The sequence below is a fragment of the Muriicola sp. Z0-33 genome (assembly GCF_026126425.1).
Lineage (GTDB): Bacteria > Bacteroidota > Bacteroidia > Flavobacteriales > Flavobacteriaceae > JAFMPW01.
Genome location: NZ_JAFMPW010000002.1, coordinates 189,524 through 213,068 on the forward strand (window position 1 = coordinate 189,524; position 23,545 = coordinate 213,068).

Sequence of the window (23,545 nt, forward strand, 5' to 3'; positions counted from 1 at the left end):
TAAAAGGCTTAGAACCTATTCATATCGATGCGTAAACTGCCAGTTACATAGCACAAACATGAACAATTAGTATGAAACATTTGAAAATTTTAAAAGTAGTCACAAGTATTGCATTTTTAACTGTATGTGGTGTCAGTGCCCAGGAAATATCGGATCATGCTCTGGGCTTGCGCCTTGGGGACAGTGACGGATTTGGCGCTGAAATTTCGTATCAAAAATCTATAGGCAGATACAATAGAGCTGAATTTGATCTGGGCTGGAGAGATAGTCGTAATTATGATGCCTTTAAATTGGCGGGCTTGTACCAATGGGTGCACACTCTGGATGGTAACTTTAACTGGTATTACGGTGTTGGTGGCGGACTTGGTAGTGTCGACTTTGAACCACAACCTGGTGTGGATTTAGATGGTGGCCTCTTTGTATTTGGAGCAGGTAACATAGGAATAGAATACAATTTTGATATTCCTTTACTCCTATCGTTAGATTTTAGACCTGAAATTGGTTTAATAGGATATGATGACTTTAATGATAGTTTTGATTTCGATATAGCACTGGGAATCCGATATCAGTTCTAAAACGCAATAACATTCCAAAAGCCCTTAACGTTTACAATATGTTAAGGGCTTTTTTTATTCTCTCATATATAAGTACCTTTGCGCATCTTAATTCATAATAATATGAAGAAATTATTTTATGCCCTGCTACCACTGACTTTGCTGGTTTCCTGTGGTGAAAGTATCGACGGCTTTGCCATTAACGGTGACCTTAGAGGTGAAGTAGAAAATGGCACTTTGGTATTTCTTAAAAGAACCGATGAACAAGGTAGGCCAGTAGATATAGATACCGCCAAAGTAGAAACGGGCAAGTTTGCATTTAAAGGCGAAGCCGGTTCTCCTGAGTTACATTATGTTTTTATTGATCAAATAAGAGGAAACATTCCTGTAATAATAGAAGAAGGAACAATCAATATCAGTACACAGAAAGACAGTCTGGGCTTTTCCGAAATTGGAGGAACCCCCCAGAACAAATTATTTGCCGACTTTCTTGATATCTCAAGAAGCTTTTCTAACAGGGCCATGTCTATGAGCAACGATATGAGGATGGCAACCATGCAGCAAGATTCTGCAAGCATGACTTCATTGAGAGATGAATATAAGGAGTTGCAGGAAGAAGCCAAAGACTTTGAACTAACCTTTGCAAAGGAAAACCCAAATGCATTAATTTCAGCTTTGTTATTAGATAAGATTCTTACTATGGGCGTTTTATCCGAAAAGGAAGTTAAAGCATTGTATGATGCACTTAGTCCTGAGATAAAAGAAACCACTGCCGGTAAAAAAATAAAGGACAAACTGGATAAATCCGTAGCCACCTCTATTGGGGCAAAAGCACCTAATTTTTCTGCACCAACACCTACCGGTGAAGAACTTGCGTTAAATGATGTTTTAGGGAAAGCAACTATTCTGGACTTCTGGGCGGCCTGGTGCAGACCTTGCAGAGCGGAGAATCCTAATGTGGTAAAAGTATATGAAAAATATAAGGGAAAAGGCCTGAGTATTCTTGGCGTTTCGCTAGACAGGAAAGCAGAAGACTGGAAAAAAGCAATAGAGGACGATGGCCTGGTTTGGAACCATGTGTCCAATGTGAAATATTTTGATGAGATTGCGAAACTTTATAATGTAGATGCTATCCCTGCAACTTTTATACTGGATGAGAATGGCATTATAGTAGCCAAAAATCTTCGGGGGCCTGCCCTGGAGGAAAAAATATCTGAAATGCTTCAATAAAACATTAGCATACCAAAAGAAAACCCGGCCATTTCTGACCGGGTTTTTTTATTAATTGGTGTGTGGTGTTTCTTTAGAATTTATTCCTGACATCGTCGAAAGTGCCACTAACCGTAACAGTTCCGTTTTTAACGACAGATCCAAAAATATTAGCCGAGGCGTCTGGTCCCAAAAATTCAATGGTCGCTCCATCTTCTAAAATTAAATCTCCATAGATGGTAAGACTTCCTTCAATTCTAAGGATGGCGCCCGGATCAACGGTGACATTTCTTCTTCTGTTATTTTTTCCCACAGTTATCGTTCCAAACATTTCAAAAAGGGCATTGTCGTTTACAAAAACCCTGTTATTGACTGTCCATGAACCACATAGTAGCAGGGAACCACTAACGTTGATATTATTAAAACGCTTAGAACCCTGGTATTGATAATTATCACCACTGTTTACGGTAAGCTTAGAACTCCCTTCATAAACAGGCAGGCCAGAACAGATAGAAGCCAGGCTCTCATTGGGCCTGTTTAATTTAATGATTTGAAGCCCCTCACGGCCTGATGCTGCAAATACATAGTCATCCTTAGATACAACAAAATTAGTTGAGCCGTCTAAGGCTATTATCCCATATACATTGGTATTATTAGTTCCTTTTTCGGATAAGCAAAGTCCTGCTCCCCCATTGGCCATCAGAATAATATCATCATTTATCGCCACAGCGTTGGTGTTGATGTCAGATTCAGCTACTCCTTCCGGGTTAATAAGAATAGGAATATATTCCAAAAGACTTCCTGTAGAATAACTATACACTCCTGCCCCTTTACTGGCTTCCGCCACTATGATCTTATCGCCAGAAATATCAATTGTCTTTTTTGAGGCAGCACCAAAGTCAGTGCTTATAGGAATATCTTTAATTGGCTGAAAACTATTGTTTAAAACCCTAACCCCGCTGCTTGCATCCAATAGGGCTATATTGTTATTATCAACAGATACGGATCTAAGATCAGTATATAACACTTCGTTTTCAGTTATGAGATCACTTTTGCTATAAGAAGTTAACGTACCATCCTTGCCGCTAGTTACCAAAATCGAAGCTCCATTGACTACTACAGAATTGGCGTTAAAACCTTCCTGAAATCCATAAATAATATTATCCGTAATTAGTCGCCCTCCGGAGACTGCGATTTTAGCAAGCAATGCATTAGATGTAGCTCTTACAGATTTCTCAGCATCTACACCCCCCACAACATAAACATAGCCACCATCGTATGCAATGGCATTCAAATCTGCATTTAAATAAATAAGTTGTGAAGTTACCCTGGGATTGTTCGGGTTACCAATATTGATCACCTGGATAGCCCCAAAATACTCCTGACCTACAGTATTATAAGAAACATAGGCGTAATCCCCTGCTATATCAACATGTGTAGCCGTGAGGTTAGAACTACCATAACTTGGTGGATTTACTTGAGCAATTAAAGTTAAAGGGTAATCTCCGGCCTGTTCATCGGGTTTCCCGGTAAGCCGGCTTAATTTGTTTGTAATGGCATTTTCTTCAAGAATATCTAAAACGCCTGCCTTGGTATAATTTAAGCTACCCTGGAGTTTTACTTCATCAACCTCCAGCACCAGGTCCTCTTTTAAGTCGTCATGATATATCGTTGTCTCATCGCTACAGGATATAAACATCCCCATGAGAGCCCCCAGAAACAGGGATACCTTCTTATTCATAAGTAGTTTTAATTAGATTTGGTCAATTAGGTAACGTCAAAAAACCTTTTTTGGTATATTTTCCTACAAAAATATTCGACGTATGGCATGCAGATTTAGAAACCTGTTATTTTTTACCAGGGTTTGCCGGAGGCTGCTATTTGGAAAGAGTAGTCAGATTTTGCCTGTTTTTTGAAGCACAAATAAAATCAAAATAGGGATGGCTAATAATATCACCATAAGGGTTTCCGTAACCAATAAATTCGGAAGAAAGAGCAGCGTAGTTATATAACCGCCAATTGCACCTCCAAAATGGGCGGTGTGGCCAATATTACCCACCCTGGTTTTCATACCGTAGATAGAATAAACCATATAAAGAATTCCAAGGATATAGGCAGGTATTGGGATAGGGATAAACATAATACCCAATTGCATATCTGGTTGCAATAAGATGGCTGCATACAAAATACCAGTTACCGCCCCGCTAGCCCCTACCGCGCTATAAAATGGTTCATCTTTGTGGAAAAATAAGGCCAATAAACTTCCACCAACAAGACTAATTGTATAGATAATTAGAAATTTAATGGGGCCAAACCAATGTATTACCACATCGGCAAAGAAATAAAGAGTAAACATGTTGAGGAACAAGTGTGAAAAATCAACATGAAGAAATCCCGAACTGAACATTCTTTCTCTCTGACCTGCTTTGATAGGACCAATCTGAAATTTATATCTGTCGAAAAAAGCGGCATCATTAAATCCTTTTAAAGACAGAAGTACATTGGCAGCGATGATGGCAATTGTTGCCAAATGCATATTCATGGAAAGTTCAATTATATTAAGCGCCAAATATAGCTATATTTGCCGATAGTTTTTACTTCTATGCAGCTATTGGTCTTTCTACTTGCTTATCCTTTTCTATGGGTAATTTCCATTCTGCCCTACCGCCTTTTCTATATGCTATCAGATTTTCTTTTTTTTCTGATTTATCATCTTGCCGGATATCGTAGGAAAGTGGTAACTGAAAATCTTCAATTAGTGTTTCCCGAAAAATCAGACATTGAAATAAAGCAAATTCGCAGGCAGTTTTATGCGCATTTCTGCGATGTCATGTTAGAAACCGTAAAAACGATGAACTTATCGAGTGAAGATATGATCAGCCGTTTTAGATGTGTAAATATAGAACTGCTACAGGGTCTCGAAAAAGAAAGAAATGTACTTCTGCTCTGTTCCCATTACGCCAATTGGGAGTGGATCATAAGTATAAACAATTACCTGAAATCACAGGGGTATGCCGTATATCAGGATATAGGCAACCCTTATTTCGACAAATTAATAAAACGCATCCGGAGCAAATGGAATACCATTCCCATTAATCAGAAAGAGACAGTCAAAACTGTAATGCGCAACGACCAGAACAACAAAAAAGGAGTTTATGGAATGGTAAGCGACCAGTCTCCAATGGCCAAAAAGGCACAATATTGGACCCCTTTTTTAGGTGTTACGGTTCCTATATTCAACGGCCCTGAAAATATTGCCAGAAAACTGGATATGGCTGTCGTTTTTGTAAAAGTCGATAAGCTGAAAAGAGGTTATTATCAGGCCGAACTAATCCCTATAACCACCACAGGAAAAAATACTGAAGAGCATCAGATAACCAACAAGTTTCTGCAGTTGACGGAAGAGCAAATACAGCAACGGCCAGAGCTTTACCTTTGGACACACAGGAGGTGGAAACACAGAGACAAGGTACCTGAAGGTATTAATTAGGTCTGATTCAGTCACCCCATATACATGTTCATCTGATTTACATTTTAGCTAAATTGGGATTTAATCTTCCTAAGCCTTAACTTTTGCCAATGGAAATATTAGATATACTTTGGGATGAGATCATCGGCTTTTTGGGAATTGGCAGCGCCTGGGAAATTTTTGAGACAGGTAATTACGAAGTGTTCCGGACATATGATGGTATAGTTACACTCATTTACCCTTTAATACCGCTACTGGTAATATTAGAGTTTATCCTTGGGTTAGTCTACAAGAAGCCACAGACCAAAGTATATAAAGTAAACTTCCTGATATACGTCTTTAACAGGTTCATTGGAAGGTTTATTGCTATCGCCATGGTAACCTTGTGCATAGGCTTATTTCAGGAATATGCGCCCTTCCAGACCAAACCTACCTGGTATTGGCTCATCTATGGCTATATTGTTTGGGAATTCGGGCATTTTATATATCACTACCTGGGACATAAGGTGCGACTGTTTTGGTGTCTGCATTCTACACATCACGCACCAGAAGAAATGAATCTGACAGTGACCTATGCCCATTTCTTTTTGGAAGCCCCCTATGCCGATGTAATCAGAACCACGGTATGTATCTTATTAGGTGTAGAGCCTGCAATGCTGTTTTTGATTATGTTCATAGATGGCACCTATGGTGCATTTATACATGTGGGTGAGAATTTTATCAAAGATGCCCGTTTTGGTTTCTTAAACAAGTTTATGCTAACTCCTTCTCACCATCGTGTACATCATGCGAGAAACCCGCTTTATATAGACACTAATTTCTGCAATCTTTTAAATATTTGGGACAGGGTTTTCGGGACGTATCAGGAAGAAAATACTAATATTAAAATAGATTACGGCATTACAAGAAAAATAAATTCGGGAAACTTCTTTGATGTTTATTTCGGAGAGTTTATTGCCCTGGCAAAAGACATTTACCACGCACCGGGCTTTAAGAATAAAATCAGTTACCTGATAATGCCACCGGGCTGGAGTCATACCGGGGAGCATAAAACCGCTAAAGTAGTCCGCGATCAGTATTTGAGTAAGCTTAATCCCTAAATCCCTGCTACCTCCTTAATTTCTGCAATGATGCGGTCTGCCAGCTGATCTGCTTCTGCCTGACTTTTTGCTTCAGTGTAAATTCGGATAATGGGTTCGGTATTCGACTTTCGCAGATGCACCCAATTTTCTGAAAAATCTATTTTTACACCATCTATAGTAGAAACATTCTCACTTTTATATTTTTCTTCCATAGCTGTCAAAATGCCATCAACATCAAGGTCTGCAGTTAATTGAATCTTCTTTTTACTCATAAAATAACTAGGATAGCTGTCTCTAAGCTCCCTGACCGTTCCGCCTTGCTCTGCCATCAGCATGAGGAAAAGAGCTGTTCCCACAAGGGAATCCCGACCATAATGACTTTCCGGGTAAATTATTCCTCCATTGCCCTCTCCTCCAATTATGGCATTATTGGCCTTCATTTTTGTAACCACATTTACTTCCCCAACCGCAGCAGCTTCATAATGACCTCCGTGCTTTAAAGTAATATCTCTTAAAGCCCTTGAAGAGGATAGGTTAGAAACTGTATTCCCTTTTGTCTTACTTAAAACGTAATCTGCACAGGCAACAAGAGTGTATTCTTCACCAAACATTTCACCATCATCTGTTATAAAAGCCAGCCTGTCTACATCCGGATCCACCACAATACCAAAGTCGGCCTTCTCCTCTACTACTAACTTACATATATCTGCAAGATGTTCTTTTAATGGCTCAGGATTGTGCGGAAAATCACCTGTAGGCTCACAGTACAATTTAATAACCTCTACGCCCAGGGCTTCTAGTAGTTTTGGGATGGCAATACCTCCTGTAGAATTCACCCCATCTACTACAACCTTAAACCCGGCTTGTTTTATTACTTCCGCATCAACAAGTGACAACTTGAGTACCTCCTTAATATGGATATCTATATAGTCATTGTTTAATGTAACCCTTCCTAATTCATCCACTTCAGAAAAAATGAAATCTTCCTTTTCTGCGAGTTCCAATATTATTGCTCCCTGCGCAGCGTCTAAAAACTCTCCTCGCTCATTCAGTAATTTAAGGGCGTTCCACTGTTTAGGATTGTGGCTGGCCGTTAAAATAATACCCCCATCTGCCTGTTCCAAAGGCACAGCGATTTCCACTGTGGGTGTTGTCGATAATCCGAGATCTATTACATCTATGCCAAGGCCAACCAGGGTAGCTACTACTAAATTCTGGATCATCTCACCGGATATTCTGGCATCTCTACCAATAACCACCTTAAGTTGCTGTTTTTGTGAATACTCCTTTAACCAGGTACCGTATGCCGCAGCAAATTTTACGGCATCTAAGGGCGTTAAATTCTCGTTTGGCGAGCCTCCTATGGTTCCCCTGATGCCGGATATAGATTTTATTAAAGTCATACTTTTGAAAAAGTTTTTGCAAATATACAGGACTGTCAACTAATCTATGTTTGTAATTTGTAAATTCGACATCATAATTATGAACACCGACGAATGAACTTTCTAGCTCATATATATTTGTCATTCAATGATGATGAGATCACTATCGGGAACTTCATTGCCGATAGTATCAGGGGGAGAAATTATGAACATCTGCCAGAGCGCGTTCAGAAAGGGATCATTCTGCACCGAGCTATTGACACTTATACAGACACACATCCTACGGTAAGAAAAAGTTCAAAACGACTTCACGAAAATTACAGTCATTATAGCCGTGTAATTGTAGATATCTTTTACGATCACTTTCTGGCCAAAAACTGGAAAAAGTATTCGGAAGAGCCCTTGCCCGTATTTGTTGACAATTTTTACGATTTGCTTGAGGATAATTATCCAATACTTCCAGATGGAGTACAAAGAATGATGCCTTATATGATTGCAGATAACTGGATTGTCAATTACGCTAAATTACACGGCATTTCCAAGGTACTTCAGGGAATGAACAGAAGGACAAAGAACAAAAGCAAAATGAATTTTGCCATTGTAGATCTGGAAACACATTACGATGATTTCGAAGCTGAATTTAGCTCTTTCTTTGAAGAATTAATTACCTTTTCAAGGCAAAAATTTGTTTCCTTATGAGCATGATAAAATTGGTCCCAACATCTTGTTTATATGCTATTTTAACAAACGTATTTCACTAAACTAAACCACGGTAAATAATGCGATTAAAAAAAGTACACTTTCTATTACCACTAATGCTACTTCTTTTTATTTACTGCAAAAGGCAAATTGCGCCTCCAACGGGACTGGTGACCGAAAATGCCATGGTAGTCTCGGCAAGGGAAGAAGCCTCTGAAATTGGCGTCGCTATACTTAAAAAAGGCGGAAATGCCTTTGATGCTATGATGGCAACTGAAATGGCCCTGGCTGTTGCCTATCCCTTTGCCGGTAACCTTGGCGGTGGTGGTTTTATGGTCTATAGAAAGGCAAATGGTGATCTCGGGTCAATAGACTATAGAGAAAAAGCACCAATTGCCGCCCATAGAGATATGTACCTGGACTCCCTGGGGAATTTCATCTCTGAAAAAAGCACCAAGGGTGCTACCGCGGCTGGTATTCCCGGGACTGTGGCCGGTATCTTTGAAGTGCATAGCAAATTTGGCAGCCTCCCTATTGAACAGATCTTTGAACCTGTGATAGCCCTGGCCGAACGAGGAGTAATAGTTACCGAAAAGCAAGCCAAGCGACTTTCCTCTTATCACGAAAAGTTGATAGAGGCCAATGGCGATAGTACCTTGTTTTCTAAAAAATATATCCCTGGAGATACTATTAAATACCAGGCACTTGCCAATACGCTGAGACGAATTGCCACAAATGGAAGAGACGAATTCTACAAAGGAGAAACTGCTAAAAAGCTCGTTGCATTTATTCAGGATCAGGGAGGATATTTCACTGAGGAGGATTTGGCAAAGTATGAGGCGGTTTGGCGACAACCGATAATTTTTGATTATAAAGATCTGCGAATAATTTCTATGAGCCCCCCAAGCAGCGGCGGGGTAACAATTAACCAGATTTTTAAGATGCTGGAGCCTTATGATTTGTCAGGTTATGGGCATAATTCTTCCAAGGCCATTCAATTGTTTACAGAAGCTTCCAGAAGGGCTTATGCCGATAGAAATTATTTCCTGGGAGATCCGGATTTTGTGGACATTCCTCTTGATGTGCTCTTAAAGGACAGCTATCTGAAAGAACGGATGAGCAATTTTACATTTAATCAGGCCACCCTGTCTTCAGAGGTATCGCACGGAAATGTTGAAGTAATTGAAAGTCCGGAAACCACACATTATTCTATTGTTGATGCCATGGGCAATGCCGTTTCTGTTACTACTACCTTAAATGGCGGTTATGGATCCAAATTATACTGCGAGGAATTGGGTTTTTTCTTAAATAATGAAATGGACGACTTTAGTGCAAAGGTAGGGACACCTAATATGTTTGGTTTAATAGGAGCCGAAGCTAACAGCATTGCGCCGGAGAAACGAATGCTAAGTTCTATGACCCCTACCATTGTTGAAAAAGATGGAAAGTTGTGGATGGTAGTGGGCACTCCCGGGGGATCTACAATAATAACAGCAGTTGCCCAGACTATTTTAAATACTTATGAATTCAAGCTGAATATGCAGCAGGCAGTAAATGCACCAAGGTTTCACCATCAGTGGTTACCAGATCATATCACATTTGAAACGGAAGGATTTGAAGCAGATGTATTGGAAGCACTCAAAGCTAAAGGTTATAAAATCAACGAAAAGAGAAGCCGGATAATAGGCAAAGTAGATGCTATACTCGTGTTGCCTGATGGCCGCTATGAAGGTGGAGCCGATAAAAGAGGAGACGATACTGCAGTAGGTTTTTAAAATGATGTTATGAGTAAATATGTATACATACTGTTATTGTTGATGCTAACCAGTTCTTGTGCTCAGCAAAACAATGATGTGGTATCGGTTAAAGAAATATCAGACATCCCTTATATGGCCGCTGAGAAATTGGTCGATGACAAGCTGCAACGCTTAAATTTATTACTTCCCGAAGAAGTGAATAACCCTCCCCTTTTGCTATGGATTGGAGGAGGCGCCTGGTCTTTTGTTGACAGACACATGGAGATGGAGCTCTGCAGAAAAATTGCCCAACAAGGAATTGCCGTTGCATCTGTTGGGCATAGATTGAGTAAAGGTGAGTTTTCCGAGAAACGGAAGAAACTAGGCGTTCAACACCCGGAGCATATTAAAGATGTTGCTGCGGCATTTAAATGGTTGTACGATCATGCTGATTCTCTTAAATACAGCCATAGAAATATATATGTAGGTGGCTTTTCTTCAGGGGCACATTTAGCAGCGCTCCTGGCCATGGATAGTCGTTATCTAAAGGCAAATGACTTATCTCCTGATAATATACGGGGAATAATTCCAGTTTCCGGAGCCTTTGACATAGAACACTATTACAGTGTTTTCCTCAATCACGAGAATGAAGCCTCAAGGGCCATGGCCAAAACGCATGTCATTGATGTCTTCGGGCCACCATCGACCTTTAAAGCCGCTTCTCCAACAACTTATTTAGAGGAATTAAAGCTACCCATATTGCTAATTGCCGATAATGCAATTAAGCAGTATACCGAATTATTTGAGAAGGCTTTATTGGAAATCGAGTATGCTGATTTTATAATATATTACGAAGAATCCATGAATCACGGAGCACTCTGGAGATCCATGTCGAAAGATGAACATTCCGTTTCCAGGGCAATGATGATAACATTTATAAAGGAACACCTTCAGCAGTAGCGATCAATTTGCCAGTTTTTGCTTTAACTCATCCATAGACTCCTGTAATTGTCTTAATAGCCCCTTTTCTGTAGTGGCATCCACTCCAAAGGTTATCTTGCTATTTACCTGCCAAATTTCCTGAACCTGGAATGGTTTGATATCATAAGGTGGATAAGATTCATTTAAGGATATCAGGGTAATGTTGTTAGAATTAGGTCTTTTCTCTATTTTTTTAACCAGAACTGCATCTTCAAGGACCACTACATAAATTTTATTCGGGCTTACATCGTCTACATGTTCAATAGCTTTTGCCAGGACCCACTCCCCTGGTTTCAGGTTAGGCAGCATACTGTCTCCCTCTACCTGAAAGCCCCTGTAAGTAGCATTTCTAAATTCCGGAATAGGAAGGTCAAAAGCCGGGAGTTGCTGATACCAACTGGTGTCCTGTATATTTTGAGGATAACCTGCAGCCGCTTTTGCATTCACTAAAACCATATTGTCCTTATCTGCTGAATCTACAGTAACCACTTTTGGTATTACGCTTGTATTTGAAGTCTCCAGATATTGTTGGCTGCTTTCTCCAAATAACCACAACGGGTTTATTTTAAATTGCTTCAACAACTCTGCGACCACCTTTCCCGACAATTTTGTTCTGCCCCTTTCAATATCCGCAGTGGTGTTTGAAATGCCCAGAAGCTGGGCAAATTCTGCCTGGGTAAAACCCAATTCTCTGCGAACATCTGTAAACCGTTTAACTGTAAGTTCATTTTCCATCCTTATCAAAATAAAATTCCTAATCTTCTCAAAGATACAAATTATGGAATATATCCAAAATAATTATTGGAATATTTCCATAATTAGGAATATTTCCATATTTTTGGATTAAATACAAATTTATATGCAGTTTGATGATTTACATAACAAGCTCTTTGCCCTGGCGAAGAAAGGCACACAAGACCAGGATTACTTTGTTAATCCCACTAGCAGGCTTAAGACCGGAAGAAATAAATTCCGTCCTAAGATAAACGATAGAAATAGCGTACCCCCTTATGGAAACAATCTTGCCCCCGCTTCCCCTGAGGCAATGAAAAACTTAAAAAATCTTCAATTCACCTTATTTGATTAAGAATGAAAAATTCAAAAATTTTAGTTTATGACGGGAGTTTTAATGGATTCTTAACTGCCATTTTTGTCGGTTTTGAAGAGCAGCTCAATGTAGCTGATATCCGTAAAAATGGTAGAACACAAAATGGTTTGTTTTCCGAAATTCAAACTGTTTTTACTCAAATGGACAAGGCAAAAAGGGTTTGGAAGGGCATACAGAATAAAAGCAACAACGCTATAAAGCAGCTCTATTTTGCCTACTTAAGCGAGAGTGAGGGAATAGAGTTTTTGTTATATAAATACATACAAGGGTTGTTCAGTTCAGAAGCTGAGTTATTAGAAGCACCTTCTGAATCCTACAAAATTGAACATCTTGCCGCAATGGTGGCTAAAGAAAAAAACAGAATAGAAGCTTCTTTGAACTTTGAGTATACGGGAGATGGTATTTATTTTGCCAATCTAGCGCCAGATCATAATATACTACCATTGATCTCCAAATACTTCCGGAGCCGTTATGCAGATAACCCCTGGATCATTTATGATATAAAGCGCAAATACGGTATCTATTATAACGGTAAGGGAGTGGAAATGGTCACCCTTGATCTTAAAGAGATGCACTCCCTCAATGCGATAAATCCCAACTTGTCAAGAGGCGAAACTATGGATTATGATAAAATCAGAAATGATTATTTTAAGCGTGCTGATATTACCTCATTAATTAACAGAAAGTTGTTTAAACAGCCCCCTGCAAAACGGTATCGGTCCTACTTACAGGAAAAACATGCGGTCTAATTGATGAGAGCTTCCACCAATGTAATCACAACGCCAAATTACAGCTTGCTGCGTGGATTAAATGATACTATAGTTACAGTTATCTTATAAATTTAAGAGTAAATCCCAGTTCTTTTTTAGGTCTCAAAATTGTACCTTTGCAACTTTGTCAAATCCAATGATAAATTACGAGGAAAATATTGAAGTCAGGGGAGCAAGGGTCCACAATCTAAAGGACATAGATGTTACCATTCCCAGGGAAAAACTGGTGGTGATAACCGGGCTTTCCGGAAGTGGTAAGTCTTCTTTGGCTTTTGATACCATATATGCCGAAGGACAACGCAGGTACATAGAAACATTTTCTGCATATGCCAGGCAGTTTTTAGGGGGGTTAGAACGGCCGGATGTCGACAAAATTGATGGTCTCTCTCCTGTAATTGCGATTGAGCAAAAAACCACCTCAAAATCACCCAGATCTACCGTGGGTACCATTACCGAGATATACGATTTTCTCCGTCTTTTATATGCCAGAGCCGCAGATGCCTATAGTTATAAGACAGGCGAAAAGATGGTTAGTTATAGTGATGAGCAAATTAAAGGTCTAATTATCTCGGCCTACACTGACAAAAAAATTAATATCCTGGCTCCGATTATTAAATCCAGGAAGGGTCATTATCGCGAATTGTTTGAACAGATCGGAAAGCAGGGATTTGTGAAAGTCAGGGTAGACGGGGAAGTTCTCGATATTACCAAGGGCATGAAGGTAGATCGCTACAAAACCCATGATATAGAGATCGTAATAGACCGCTTAAAGGTTGTGGAAAGCGAAGACCTGCATAAACGCCTCAGGGAATCTATTAATACCGCCATGCACAGTGGAGACAATGTACTTATGGTTTTAGAGGAAGGCACCAACATTCCCCGGTATTTCAGTCGCGACCTTATGTGTCCTACCACCGGTATCTCCTACCCCAGTCCCGAACCCAATACATTTTCATTCAACTCCCCAAAAGGGATGTGTAAAAATTGTAACGGTCTCGGGCATGTATATGAAGTAAACAGAAATAAAATCTTTCCGAATACTAAACTCTCCATCCAAGCGGGTGGAATTGCCCCATTGGGAGAATATAAAAAATCATGGGCCTTTAAACAACTAGAGACCATCGCCAGAAAGTACCACTTTGAACTTACCGATGCCATAAATAAAATTCCTGAAGAAGCACTGGAGATCATCCTCTATGGAGGAGAGGAAAGTTTTGAAGTAGATTCCAAGACTTTAGGGATAAAAAGAGAGTATAAAATAGATTATGAAGGCATTGCCAATTTTATTAAAGGGCAATACAATCAAACAGACTCTACCTCCATAAGAAGGTGGGCCAAGGAATATATGGACAAAATAGAGTGTCCGGAATGCCATGGATCCCGATTAAAAATAGAATCGCTTTACTTCAAGTTAGATAGCAAGAATATCGCTGAGCTTACCCATATGGATATAGCTGAATTGGCCGAATTCTTTGATCTGATTGATGCCAGATTAGATGGAAATCAAAAGAAAATTGCGGAGGAAATTATCAAGGAAATTCGTACGCGAATCCGGTTTATGCTAGATGTTGGTTTAGATTACCTATCACTGAACCGAAGTTCCAAATCGCTATCCGGAGGAGAAGCCCAGCGTATTCGACTGGCAACCCAAATAGGTTCTCAGCTGGTAGGGGTACTCTATATCTTAGATGAACCCAGTATTGGACTGCACCAAAGAGATAATAACAAACTCATCAGCTCGCTGGAGTCGCTCAGAGATATAGGAAATTCTGTAATCGTTGTGGAACACGACCGCGATATGATTGAACGGGCAGACCACGTTATAGATATAGGACCAAGGGCAGGAAAACACGGAGGTGAGATCATCTCCGAGGGAAGGCCAGAATCACTTAAAAAGCATATGACGCTCACTGCCGAATATATAACAGGCAGGAAGGAGATTCCCATCCCCGCAAAACGAAGGAAAGGAAACGGAAAATCTATTACATTAAATGGGTGTACAGGAAATAACCTCAAAAATGTGAGTGTAAAATTTCCGTTGGCCAAAATGATTGGAGTAACCGGTGTTTCCGGTAGTGGTAAATCTACCCTGATCAATGAAACACTATATCCCATTATGAATGCCTATTATTTCAATGGAGTAAAAAAGCCCATGCCTTATGAAAAAATAAGCGGCTTAGAACATATAGATAAGGTAATAGATATTAACCAATCCCCTATTGGAAGAACCCCCAGATCAAATCCGGCAACCTATACCGGGGTTTTTAGCGAGATTCGCGCTTTGTTTGCCAAAACACCAGAAGCCTTAATCCGCGGATACAAACCAGGGAGGTTTAGTTTCAACGTTAAAGGCGGCAGATGTGAGACCTGTCAGGGGGGCGGTTTAAGAGTAATTGAAATGAACTTCCTGCCAGATGTGTATGTGGATTGTGAAACCTGTAATGGCAAGCGTTTTAACAGGGAAACTCTGGAGATCCGCTATAAGGGCAAATCTATTTCTGATGTTCTTGAAATGACGATTAACGAGGCGGTCGACTTTTTTGAAAAAATCCCAAAGATTTACCGCAAACTTAAAACCATTCAGGATGTGGGCTTAGGCTACATTTCTCTGGGGCAACAGTCTACCACCTTATCAGGAGGTGAGGCACAAAGGGTAAAATTGGCAACCGAATTGTCTAAGCGAGATACCGGAAATACTTTTTATATACTGGATGAGCCCACTACCGGACTTCATTTTGAGGATATACGCGTACTGATGGAAGTTTTAAACAAATTGGTGGACAAAGGCAATACAGTGTTGGTCATTGAGCACAATCTTGATGTTATAAAAATGGTAGATTACATTATTGATATAGGATATGAAGGGGGGCGTGGAGGTGGTATGATTGTCGCCAAAGGTACTCCTGAAGAAATCTGTTTGGATACTAAAAGTTATACTGCGGAGTTTTTAAATAAAGAGCTGGCCTTACAAAAGCAAAGCAGGGAATTGCTCAATCATTAAATTTTACAATAGAATTCCTGGATAATTGCAGTCTGGTTTTTCTTTTTTTTGGAAATTGTGAGTATTCCGTGAAGTAGATAAACTAACTTCATTATATGGTATAAAATTTATTCTTAATAATATGAGAAAAGAGCAACACCACAAAGGGTGGAACGAAATAAAAACCAATGACTCCTGGGCCATATTTAAGATTATGGGAGAGTTTGTCATGGGATTTGAAAAAATGAGTGCTATTGGTCCCTGTGTTTCCATCTTTGGTTCGGCTAGGACAAAGTCTGATGCCAAATACTACAAGATGGCCATAAATATTGCTAAAAAAGTTTCGGAAGCAGGATATGGTATTATCACTGGTGGTGGGCCTGGCATTATGGAGGCCGGAAATCGAGGGGCCAACCTGGCAGGAGGCACCTCTGTTGGTTTAAATATAGACCTTCCCTTTGAACAGCATGACAATCCTTTTATTGATGAAGACAAAAGCCTGGATTTTGATTACTTCTTTGTCAGAAAAGTAATGTTTGTTAAATATTCACAAGGATTTGTTGTGATGCCGGGTGGCTTTGGTACTCTTGATGAGTTGTTTGAAGCCATGACCTTGATCCAAACAAATAAAATAGGTAGGTTCCCTATCATTCTGGTAGGCTCCGAATTCTGGACTGGTCTCTTTGATTGGATCAAAGACATCATGCTAAGTAAAGGTAATATTAGTGCAACAGATTTGGACCTGATCAGAATTGTGGATACTGAAGACGAAGTAGTTGAAATTATTGATGCCTTCTACAAAGGTAAATCCCTTAGCCCCAATTTCTAAATTAATGAATTCTGAAGTTCTGAGAACTATAAAATGTAAGCAGTTAATATTTTTGCTCTTTTGCGGGGGCATGGCCTATGCGCAACATAGCAATTCGCTGACCGCTACCCTGGATCATCAGACTAAATCTATTAACATTCAACAAGAATTCATCTATGTTAATAGTTCAAAAGATACTTTAGAAACCCTATATTTTAATGATTGGGCACATGCCTATTCGGATAAGAAAACTGCCCTTGCCAAACGTTTTGCAGAAGAGTTTAAAAAAAGTCTTCATCTCGCCAAGGATGAAGAACGCGGATCAACAGAAATTTTTAGCATTGTAGACAGTGAATATCGAGGCCTGATATGGCAGCGCACCAGTGGTAAGGATATCGTTAAATTTATTCTCAACAAACCCTTGCTTCCCGGAAAGGAAGCAAAATTCTTCATTACTTATACGGTTAAACTACCATCTAACAAATTTACACCTTACGGATACGACAACAGAAATGGCTACTACCTGAAAGACTGGTACCTTACCCCCGCCGTTTACGACGGCACCTGGCAGCTATATTCTAATAAGAATCTGGAGGATTTATATACGGAAATAACAGATACCAATATTAATTTTATCTTTCCCGATTCGCTCTATATCGGGACCAATTACAATGAGGTTAACGTTACCTCTTTTCCCGGGAAACAATACGCATCCTTGAAAGGAGCAAACAGGAAAAGTTGTGATATTATTCTTAACCCTTCCAATAGGTTTATAAAACATGTAACCGGGCATTCTATTGTAGTTACTGATATCCGTTCAAATAACTACCCTTCAGTACTGCAAGGGATATCTATAAACAAGATTAGTAAATTTATTCATGAGAATCTTGGCGATTTTCCCTATGAACAATTGTTGGTCAGTGAAGTAGATTTTAATAAGAACCCCTTATACGGATTAAGTCAGCTGCCAACATTCATCAGGCCATATGACGCACAGTTTCAGTTTGAAATGAAGTTTCTTAAAACCGCATTGATTAGCTATATGCGAGAGACCGTTTTTCTGAATCCAAGGAAAGAAAAATGGGTGTCAGACGCCCTGGTAAATTATTTAATGATCAAATTCGTAGATCAATACTACTCCAATCAGAAACTATTAGGAAAATTATCAAATCTATGGGGTTTTAGAAGTTTTCACCTGGCAGACATGGATTTTAATGAGCAGTACTCATTCCTTTACATGCTCACTGCCCGTAAGAATCTGGACCAGGCCTTGACAACTCCCAACGATTCCCTGATTAAATTTAACCAAAAGATTGCCAACACATATAAAGCAGGATTAGGGCTGGCCTATTTGGCAGACTACCTTGGGCAGGATAAGGTGGACAAAAGCGTAAAAGAATTTTATTCTTCGTATAACTTAAAGGAGGTTAAGCCGAAAAATTTTGAGGATATTATCAAAAAGAATGCAGATAAGGACGTTGACTGGTTTTTTGATGCCTATGTAAATTCAGATGAACGGATCGACTTCAAAATTAAAAAGATAATTAAAGAAGAAGATTCGCTTTCAGTAGTATTAAAGAACAAAACAGGGACCAATGTCCCTATTTCTCTTTTTGGTATAAATGGAGATTCTGTGGTCTCAAAATACTGGTTTCGCGATATTGAATCGACTAAAACCATTAAGATACCAAGAACTACAGAAGAACGACTCGTTCTGAATTACGATCAAAAGATCCCCGAATTTAATCAGCGGGACAACTGGAAAACCCTAAGTGGATTTTTATCCAGTAATAAGAAATTGAAGTTTCAGTTCTTTAAAGATTCGGAAGATCCCTATTATAATCAGGTCTTTTATATGCCTGTGGCTAGTTTTAATGTATACGATGGGATAACACCAGGATTGAGATTTACCAACAAAACGCTTTTAGAAAGGCCCTTTATTTTCGATTTTGCGCCTTCTTATGCCCTCAAGGAGAAATCATTTGTCGGATTTGGCAGATTTAACTATAGAAAATATCATCGTAAAAGTGGTATGTATGTGACCAATTACGCACTAAGAGGATCTACTTTTCACTTTCAAACCAATTCCAGATATTCTACCCTGACGCCTTCTATTGGCTTTGGATGGCGTTCGGACAATCTAATATCTAATAAAAGGCAAAGCTTGGTGTTGCGGCATGTAAACGTTTTCCGAACCATTGATCCTGCCCTTGATGAACTGGAAACTGATCCGGATTACAGCGTGTTTAATGTACGGTACAACTCCTATAATACAGGAATAATTAATTATTTTAACTGGTTTGCAGATGCCCAGCACTCCAGTGATTTCTCCAAGCTGGCTTTTAACCTGGAGTACCGAAAACTATTTCAAAACAACCGACAATTAAACCTTAGGTTTTTCGCAGGTAAGTTTTTGCGCAATAAAACCAATTCCGATTTTTTTAGTTTCGCTCTGGACAGGCCTACAGATTATCTGTTCGACTATAACTACCTGGGGAGATCGGAAGATAGCGGGATCGTCAGCCAGCAAATTATCATTGCAGAAGGAGGTTTTAAATCCAAGTTGGAGAACCCCTTTGCCAATGATTGGATGATGACCACCAATGCAAGTTTTAACCTTTGGCGATGGATTGAACTCTACGGGGATATCGGCCTGATGAAAAGTAGAAATCAGGATGCTCGATTTGTTTATGATTCCGGAATCAGGTTAAATCTGGTAACAGATTATTTTGAACTTTACTTTCCACTATATTCCACCAATGGCTGGGAATTAGGACAACCCAATTACGATGAAAAAATTAGGTTTATAGTCACCATAAGCCCAAAAACCTTAATAGGATTGTTTACCCGCAAGTGGTTTTAATTATTGCAATATTCCTAATAAAATTGATTTTTATTGTAGCATACGTAACAAAATCAATAAATACACTTACTTTTTTAGGATTTATTTAAAACTTTTCTCCAGTTGGCCATTGCAATTACCAATCTATTTTGATATTTTTGTTCAAAATTCTAAAAGGCCCGATGGACGTAAAACTACAGTCAAGCGACGATATTTCATTCGATGATTTCAGGGCACAAATTTTAAGAGATTACGAAATTGCGGTAACCAGTAGGGAATGTAGTCTGCTTGGCAGACGCGAGGTGCTTACGGGAAAGGCGAAATTTGGAATATTTGGAGATGGGAAAGAACTTCCCCAATTGGCAATGGCCAGAGCGTTTAGAAATGGAGATTTCAGGAGCGGATACTACAGGGACCAAACCTTTATGATGGCGCTTGATCTTCTTAGTCCAAAAAATTTCTTCCACGGACTTTACGCCACTACCGACATTGAGAAAGAACCGATGTCTGCCGGGAGACAGATGGGAGGGCATTTTGGCACCTACAGTATCAATGAGGATGGCAGCTGGAAAGACCTTACTGCGCAAAAGAACAGTAGTCCGGACATCTCCCCCACCGCCGGACAGATGCCCAGACTATTAGGACTGGCACAGGCCTCAAAAATTTATCGCCATGTTAAAGGTATTGATGCCTCCAAATTCTCGGTAAATGGCAATGAAGTTGCCTGGGGCACCATAGGCAACGCAAGCACCAGTGAGGGGCATTTCTTTGAAACTTTTAACGCAGCGGGCGTGCTACAGGTTCCAATGGTTATTAGCGTATGGGATGACAATTTCGGCATCTCCGTTCCGGCAAAATACCAAACCACAAAAGAAAATATATCTGAGATTTTATCAGGATTCCAACGTGATAAGAACGCAGATGGCTACGAAATTCTGAAAGTCAGAGGATGGGACTACACTGCCCTGATTCACACCTATGAGAATGCTTCCGATATGGCGAGGGAAGAACATGTGCCTATCCTTATTCATGTCACTGAACTTACCCAGCCACAAGGGCATTCCACTTCAGGTTCCCACGAACGGTACAAAAGTGAAGCTCGTCTTGAATGGGAAAAGGATAACGACTGCAATAAGCGCTTCAGGGAATGGGTCATTGAAAATAAAATCGCAAAAGAAGAAGAACTTGCCGATCTTGAAAAAACGATCAAAAGAGATGTCAGGACCGCTAAAAAAGAAGCCTGGGCAGAATTTCTGGCTCCTCATATTGAAGACAAGAAAGTCCTTGTACAGCTTTTGGATAAGGCTTCAGCCACCAGCAGCAACAGGAGTTTCATTACAAAAATTAAAAATGATCTTATTGCAATTGAAGAGCCTTTAAAGAAGGACCTGGCCGTCAAAGCAAGAAAATCATTGAGATACCTGCTTGGGGAGAACAGTCCTGAAAAGACGGCCCTTATTAACTGGATCAATGCATTTATCCAAAAGACACAGCCAAAATACAGTTCTCACCTTCATAGTGAAACCAGTAATGGAGCTACCCATATTGCCGAGGTTACTCCTAATTACAGTGCCGATCCCGAACTTGTGGATGGGCGAATAATTATAAGGGACAATTTTGATCAACTCTTCCAAAAATATCCGGAATTACTCATTTTTGGTGAGGATAGCGGGGCTATAGGAGATGTTAATCAAGGGCTGGAAGGACTGCAGAAGAAATACGGAGAATTGCGAATAGCGGATACCGGAATTCGGGAGGCAACTATCATAGGACAGGGAATTGGTTTGGCACTCAGAGGACTGCGCCCAATTGCCGAGATACAGTATTTGGATTATATCCTTTACGGGCTGCAAACATTAAGCGACGACCTTGCCACCCTGCTATACAGATCTGTTGGAAAACAGAAAGCTCCTTTAATTGTAAGAACAAGAGGACATCGGTTAGAAGGGATCTGGCATTCGGGTTCTCAGATGGGTGGACTTATTCATTTACTGCGGGGTATGCATATCCTGGTTCCCCGAAATATGACCAAAGCTGCTGGTTTCTACAATACCCTTCTAAAAAGTGACGAACCTGCCCTAGTTATTGAAAGCTTAAACGGTTATCGCTTAAAAGAACCCAGGCCCGATAACCTGGGTGAACTTTGCACGCCAATCGGGCTGGTTGAAACCCTGAAAGAAGGTACTGACATCACCTTATTATCTTATGGCTCTACATTGCGCATAGTACTGGAGGTTGCCAGGGAATTAAAAGAAGTAGGTGTGGATGCTGAAGTCATAGATGCCCAATCTTTGCTGCCATTTGACACCAAATTTGATGTGCTTAAAAGTGTACAAAAAACAAATCGCCTTCTCGTAGTTGATGAAGATGTCCCGGGGGGATGTTCTTCTTATCTTATGCAGGAGATAATAGAAAAACAGGGGGCTTACAGATATCTCGACTCTGCACCTCAAACCCTGACGGCAAAAGCACACAGACCTGCCTACGCAAGTGATGGTGATTATTTTTCAAAACCAAGTGCTGAAGACATCTTTGAAAAAGTCTATGAAATAATGAATGAGGCCAACCCCACAGATTACCCGGAGTTGTTTTAACAGAATCCCAATTCTAGAATAGCAGGTTTTTTTATATTTAGCATAAATTGCTTTGATGTTCCTTGCGTTTCCAAATTTCAACTTATATAGTACCCCGCTTTTGGTGTTGGTTAGCCAGGGGCTGCTCCTTGGTAGTTTACTATTGGTCAGATACTACAAAAAAGTTCAGATTTCTGATCTTTTCCTGGGGCTTTTGGTCCTAATCACCTGTTATCATAGAACTACCTATACTATTGGCTTTATGGGGTGGTACGATACCTATAACAACACCAAGATTAATTACTGGCTTATTTCATTATTCCTGGCCATTGGACCCTTAATTTACTTCTATGTAAAATCTGTAACAACTTCTGATTTTAAGTTTAAAAGACGCGACTTATACCACTTTGTTCCTGTTTTGGTATATGTGGTTTATCGGAGCGTCATTTTTATTTATGATGCAGCCCAACCCGGATTTGATAATCAGCAAAATGGGGTGCTCATGATGCGCTTTGAAAATGGTGTAGTTGCTCCTTTTACAGAAACATTTGGCATTATTCAGCAACTATTATATTTAACTTTTTCCCTTCAGTTATACTACAAATACAAAGGAGCAATTCAGAATTATTTCTCTAACACTTATGCTTTAGAACTTAACTGGATTCGCAATTTCTTGCTTATATATTCCTTTTTATTCCTATATGGGGTACTGCAGCAATTGGTAAATGAATATGTAATAGAACTCAGTTGGATACAAAAATGGTGGAAAGATTTCTTTTCGGCACTGGCCGTAATTTACGTAGGCATAAAGGGATATTTCACAGACACCACCAAACTCAACGGATTAGATTTTAAACTTAAAGATAAACTTAAATACTTTCCTAATTCCGTTCAAACTGTTTCTACGGAGAGATTAGAAAATAAGGCAGCTGAGATTGATGCATATAAGAAAGAACTCCTGATCTACATGAAAGAACATCGACCCTATCTAAACCCGGATTTAAATCTTCAGGAGATGGCCCAGGCCATTAATTTGTCCAGGGCACAACTTTCAGAAGTAATTAATTACGGTTTCAATAAAAACTTCAACGATTTCATCAATGAATATAGGGTCAATGCCGTTAAAGAGATGTTCAGCAAAGGGAGGCAGGAACAATTATCCCTGCTGGGAATTGCTTACGAATGTGGATTCAACAGTAAAGCTACCTTTAATAGGGCCTTTAAGAAGTTAACTCATAGCTCTCCTTCCGAATTCCTCAAAGCAGGTAATTAAACTCAATTTTTGTTTAGAATAAGGCGACTCAAATCGTATTTGAGACCTCAATGGTACGATTTAAAGCGCAGCAATTTCT

Annotated in this window: 18 protein-coding genes; 14 read left to right on the forward strand and 4 right to left on the reverse strand. The window is 39.7% G+C overall.

The genetic code is table 11. The features are described from left to right. The first annotated feature begins 71 nt into the window (after positions 1–71). Together J1G40_RS03760 and J1G40_RS03765 are read left to right on the forward strand one after the other, a co-directional pair. A complete protein-coding gene (locus J1G40_RS03760; protein ID WP_265241112.1) occupies positions 72–575 on the forward strand; it encodes a hypothetical protein in 504 nt (167 codons plus the stop codon). A 102-nt stretch (positions 576–677) separates the two neighbouring features. Further along, positions 678–1,784, forward strand: coding sequence for a TlpA disulfide reductase family protein (locus J1G40_RS03765; protein ID WP_265241113.1), 1,107 nt, complete (start codon positions 678–680; stop codon positions 1,782–1,784). Positions 1,785–1,857: 73 nt separating this feature from the next. Here J1G40_RS03765 and J1G40_RS03770 read toward each other — a convergent pair whose 3' ends face one another. Together J1G40_RS03770 and J1G40_RS03775 are read right to left on the reverse strand one after the other, a co-directional pair. Then, the gene (locus tag J1G40_RS03770) at positions 1,858–3,504 is read right to left on the reverse strand and encodes a hypothetical protein (protein ID WP_265241116.1); all 1,647 of its coding nucleotides are present in this window, start codon (positions 3,502–3,504) and stop codon (positions 1,858–1,860) included. Between the two features lie 153 nt (positions 3,505–3,657). Then, positions 3,658–4,305, reverse strand: a complete 648-nt coding sequence (locus J1G40_RS03775; RefSeq protein ID WP_265241633.1) for a rhomboid family intramembrane serine protease — start codon at positions 4,303–4,305, stop codon at positions 3,658–3,660. Between the two features lie 39 nt (positions 4,306–4,344). Here J1G40_RS03775 and J1G40_RS03780 point away from each other — a divergent pair, with 39 nt between their 5' ends. Beyond that, positions 4,345–5,253: a lysophospholipid acyltransferase family protein gene (locus tag J1G40_RS03780; protein ID WP_265241117.1), complete on the forward strand. Its 909-nt coding sequence runs from the start codon at positions 4,345–4,347 to the stop codon at positions 5,251–5,253. 89 nt (positions 5,254–5,342) lie between these two features. Beyond that, the gene (locus J1G40_RS03785; RefSeq protein WP_265241118.1) at positions 5,343–6,332 is read left to right on the forward strand and encodes a sterol desaturase family protein; all 990 of its coding nucleotides are present in this window, start codon (positions 5,343–5,345) and stop codon (positions 6,330–6,332) included. On the opposite strand, the gene glmM is transcribed toward J1G40_RS03785, so the two are convergent. Beyond that, positions 6,329–7,717 (reverse strand): phosphoglucosamine mutase, encoded by a 1,389-nt coding sequence (gene glmM / locus J1G40_RS03790; protein ID WP_265241119.1) that lies wholly within the window; start codon positions 7,715–7,717, stop codon positions 6,329–6,331. The genes J1G40_RS03785 and glmM overlap by 4 nt on opposite strands. A 93-nt stretch (positions 7,718–7,810) precedes the next feature. Between glmM and J1G40_RS03795 the strand changes: the two genes are divergently transcribed. The 3 genes from J1G40_RS03795 (at position 7,811) to J1G40_RS03805 (ending at position 11,091) form a co-directional block, all read left to right on the forward strand. Continuing rightward, the gene (locus J1G40_RS03795; protein WP_265241121.1) at positions 7,811–8,395 is read left to right on the forward strand and encodes an acyl carrier protein phosphodiesterase; all 585 of its coding nucleotides are present in this window, start codon (positions 7,811–7,813) and stop codon (positions 8,393–8,395) included. A gap of 80 nt (positions 8,396–8,475) precedes the next feature. Then, positions 8,476–10,170, forward strand: a complete 1,695-nt coding sequence (ggt, locus tag J1G40_RS03800; RefSeq protein WP_265241123.1) for a gamma-glutamyltransferase — start codon at positions 8,476–8,478, stop codon at positions 10,168–10,170. Positions 10,171–10,179: 9 nt separating this feature from the next. Beyond that, positions 10,180–11,091, forward strand: coding sequence for an alpha/beta hydrolase (locus J1G40_RS03805; RefSeq protein ID WP_265241124.1), 912 nt, complete (start codon positions 10,180–10,182; stop codon positions 11,089–11,091). 3 nt (positions 11,092–11,094) lie between these two features. On the opposite strand, the gene J1G40_RS03810 is transcribed toward J1G40_RS03805, so the two are convergent. Beyond that, entirely contained in the window at positions 11,095–11,847 is a 753-nt protein-coding gene (locus J1G40_RS03810) for an XRE family transcriptional regulator (RefSeq protein ID WP_265241126.1), read from the reverse strand. Between the two features lie 124 nt (positions 11,848–11,971). Here J1G40_RS03810 and J1G40_RS03815 point away from each other — a divergent pair, with 124 nt between their 5' ends. From J1G40_RS03815 to J1G40_RS03845, 7 genes are all read left to right on the forward strand, one after another. Beyond that, positions 11,972–12,199, forward strand: a complete 228-nt coding sequence (locus J1G40_RS03815) for a hypothetical protein (protein WP_265241127.1) — start codon at positions 11,972–11,974, stop codon at positions 12,197–12,199. Positions 12,200–12,201: 2 nt separating this feature from the next. Beyond that, positions 12,202–12,969 carry a TIGR03915 family putative DNA repair protein gene (locus J1G40_RS03820; RefSeq protein WP_265241129.1) on the forward strand — a complete coding sequence of 256 codons (768 nt, stop codon included), beginning with the start codon at positions 12,202–12,204 and terminating at the stop codon, positions 12,967–12,969. A gap of 157 nt (positions 12,970–13,126) precedes the next feature. Further along, positions 13,127–15,991: an excinuclease ABC subunit UvrA gene (gene uvrA, locus J1G40_RS03825; protein WP_265241131.1), complete on the forward strand. Its 2,865-nt coding sequence runs from the start codon at positions 13,127–13,129 to the stop codon at positions 15,989–15,991. A gap of 121 nt (positions 15,992–16,112) precedes the next feature. Continuing rightward, positions 16,113–16,799: a TIGR00730 family Rossman fold protein gene (locus tag J1G40_RS03830; RefSeq protein ID WP_265241133.1), complete on the forward strand. Its 687-nt coding sequence runs from the start codon at positions 16,113–16,115 to the stop codon at positions 16,797–16,799. A gap of 4 nt (positions 16,800–16,803) precedes the next feature. After that, positions 16,804–19,641, forward strand: coding sequence for a metalloprotease (locus J1G40_RS03835; RefSeq protein ID WP_265241135.1), 2,838 nt, complete (start codon positions 16,804–16,806; stop codon positions 19,639–19,641). Positions 19,642–19,802: 161 nt separating this feature from the next. Next, positions 19,803–22,214 (forward strand): thiamine pyrophosphate-dependent enzyme, encoded by a 2,412-nt coding sequence (locus tag J1G40_RS03840; protein WP_265241137.1) that lies wholly within the window; start codon positions 19,803–19,805, stop codon positions 22,212–22,214. 55 nt (positions 22,215–22,269) lie between these two features. After that, the gene (locus J1G40_RS03845) at positions 22,270–23,466 is read left to right on the forward strand and encodes a helix-turn-helix domain-containing protein (protein WP_265241138.1); all 1,197 of its coding nucleotides are present in this window, start codon (positions 22,270–22,272) and stop codon (positions 23,464–23,466) included. Positions 23,467–23,545: the final 79 nt, after the last annotated feature.

Excerpts from the sequence above, each read along its gene's own strand:
- J1G40_RS03805 (WP_265241124.1), top strand. The coding sequence starts at position 10,180 with ATGAGTAAATATGTATACATACTGTTATTGTTGATGCTAACCAGTTCT.
- J1G40_RS03820 (WP_265241129.1), top strand. The coding sequence starts at position 12,202 with ATGAAAAATTCAAAAATTTTAGTTTATGACGGGAGTTTTAATGGATTC.
- J1G40_RS03765 (WP_265241113.1), top strand. The coding sequence starts at position 678 with ATGAAGAAATTATTTTATGCCCTGCTACCACTGACTTTGCTGGTTTCC.
- ggt (WP_265241123.1), top strand. The coding sequence starts at position 8,476 with ATGCGATTAAAAAAAGTACACTTTCTATTACCACTAATGCTACTTCTT.
- J1G40_RS03810 (WP_265241126.1), bottom strand. The coding sequence starts at position 11,847 with ATGGAAAATGAACTTACAGTTAAACGGTTTACAGATGTTCGCAGAGAA.
- J1G40_RS03845 (WP_265241138.1), top strand. The coding sequence starts at position 22,270 with ATGTTCCTTGCGTTTCCAAATTTCAACTTATATAGTACCCCGCTTTTG.
- J1G40_RS03795 (WP_265241121.1), top strand. The coding sequence starts at position 7,811 with ATGAACTTTCTAGCTCATATATATTTGTCATTCAATGATGATGAGATC.
- J1G40_RS03785 (WP_265241118.1), top strand. The coding sequence starts at position 5,343 with ATGGAAATATTAGATATACTTTGGGATGAGATCATCGGCTTTTTGGGA.
- J1G40_RS03830 (WP_265241133.1), top strand. The coding sequence starts at position 16,113 with ATGAGAAAAGAGCAACACCACAAAGGGTGGAACGAAATAAAAACCAAT.
- J1G40_RS03815 (WP_265241127.1), top strand. The coding sequence starts at position 11,972 with ATGCAGTTTGATGATTTACATAACAAGCTCTTTGCCCTGGCGAAGAAA.
- J1G40_RS03835 (WP_265241135.1), top strand. The coding sequence starts at position 16,804 with ATGAATTCTGAAGTTCTGAGAACTATAAAATGTAAGCAGTTAATATTT.
- J1G40_RS03760 (WP_265241112.1), top strand. The coding sequence starts at position 72 with ATGAAACATTTGAAAATTTTAAAAGTAGTCACAAGTATTGCATTTTTA.
- glmM (WP_265241119.1), bottom strand. The coding sequence starts at position 7,717 with ATGACTTTAATAAAATCTATATCCGGCATCAGGGGAACCATAGGAGGC.
- J1G40_RS03770 (WP_265241116.1), bottom strand. The coding sequence starts at position 3,504 with ATGAATAAGAAGGTATCCCTGTTTCTGGGGGCTCTCATGGGGATGTTT.
- uvrA (WP_265241131.1), top strand. The coding sequence starts at position 13,127 with ATGATAAATTACGAGGAAAATATTGAAGTCAGGGGAGCAAGGGTCCAC.
- J1G40_RS03840 (WP_265241137.1), top strand. The coding sequence starts at position 19,803 with ATGGACGTAAAACTACAGTCAAGCGACGATATTTCATTCGATGATTTC.
- J1G40_RS03775 (WP_265241633.1), bottom strand. The coding sequence starts at position 4,305 with ATGAATATGCATTTGGCAACAATTGCCATCATCGCTGCCAATGTACTT.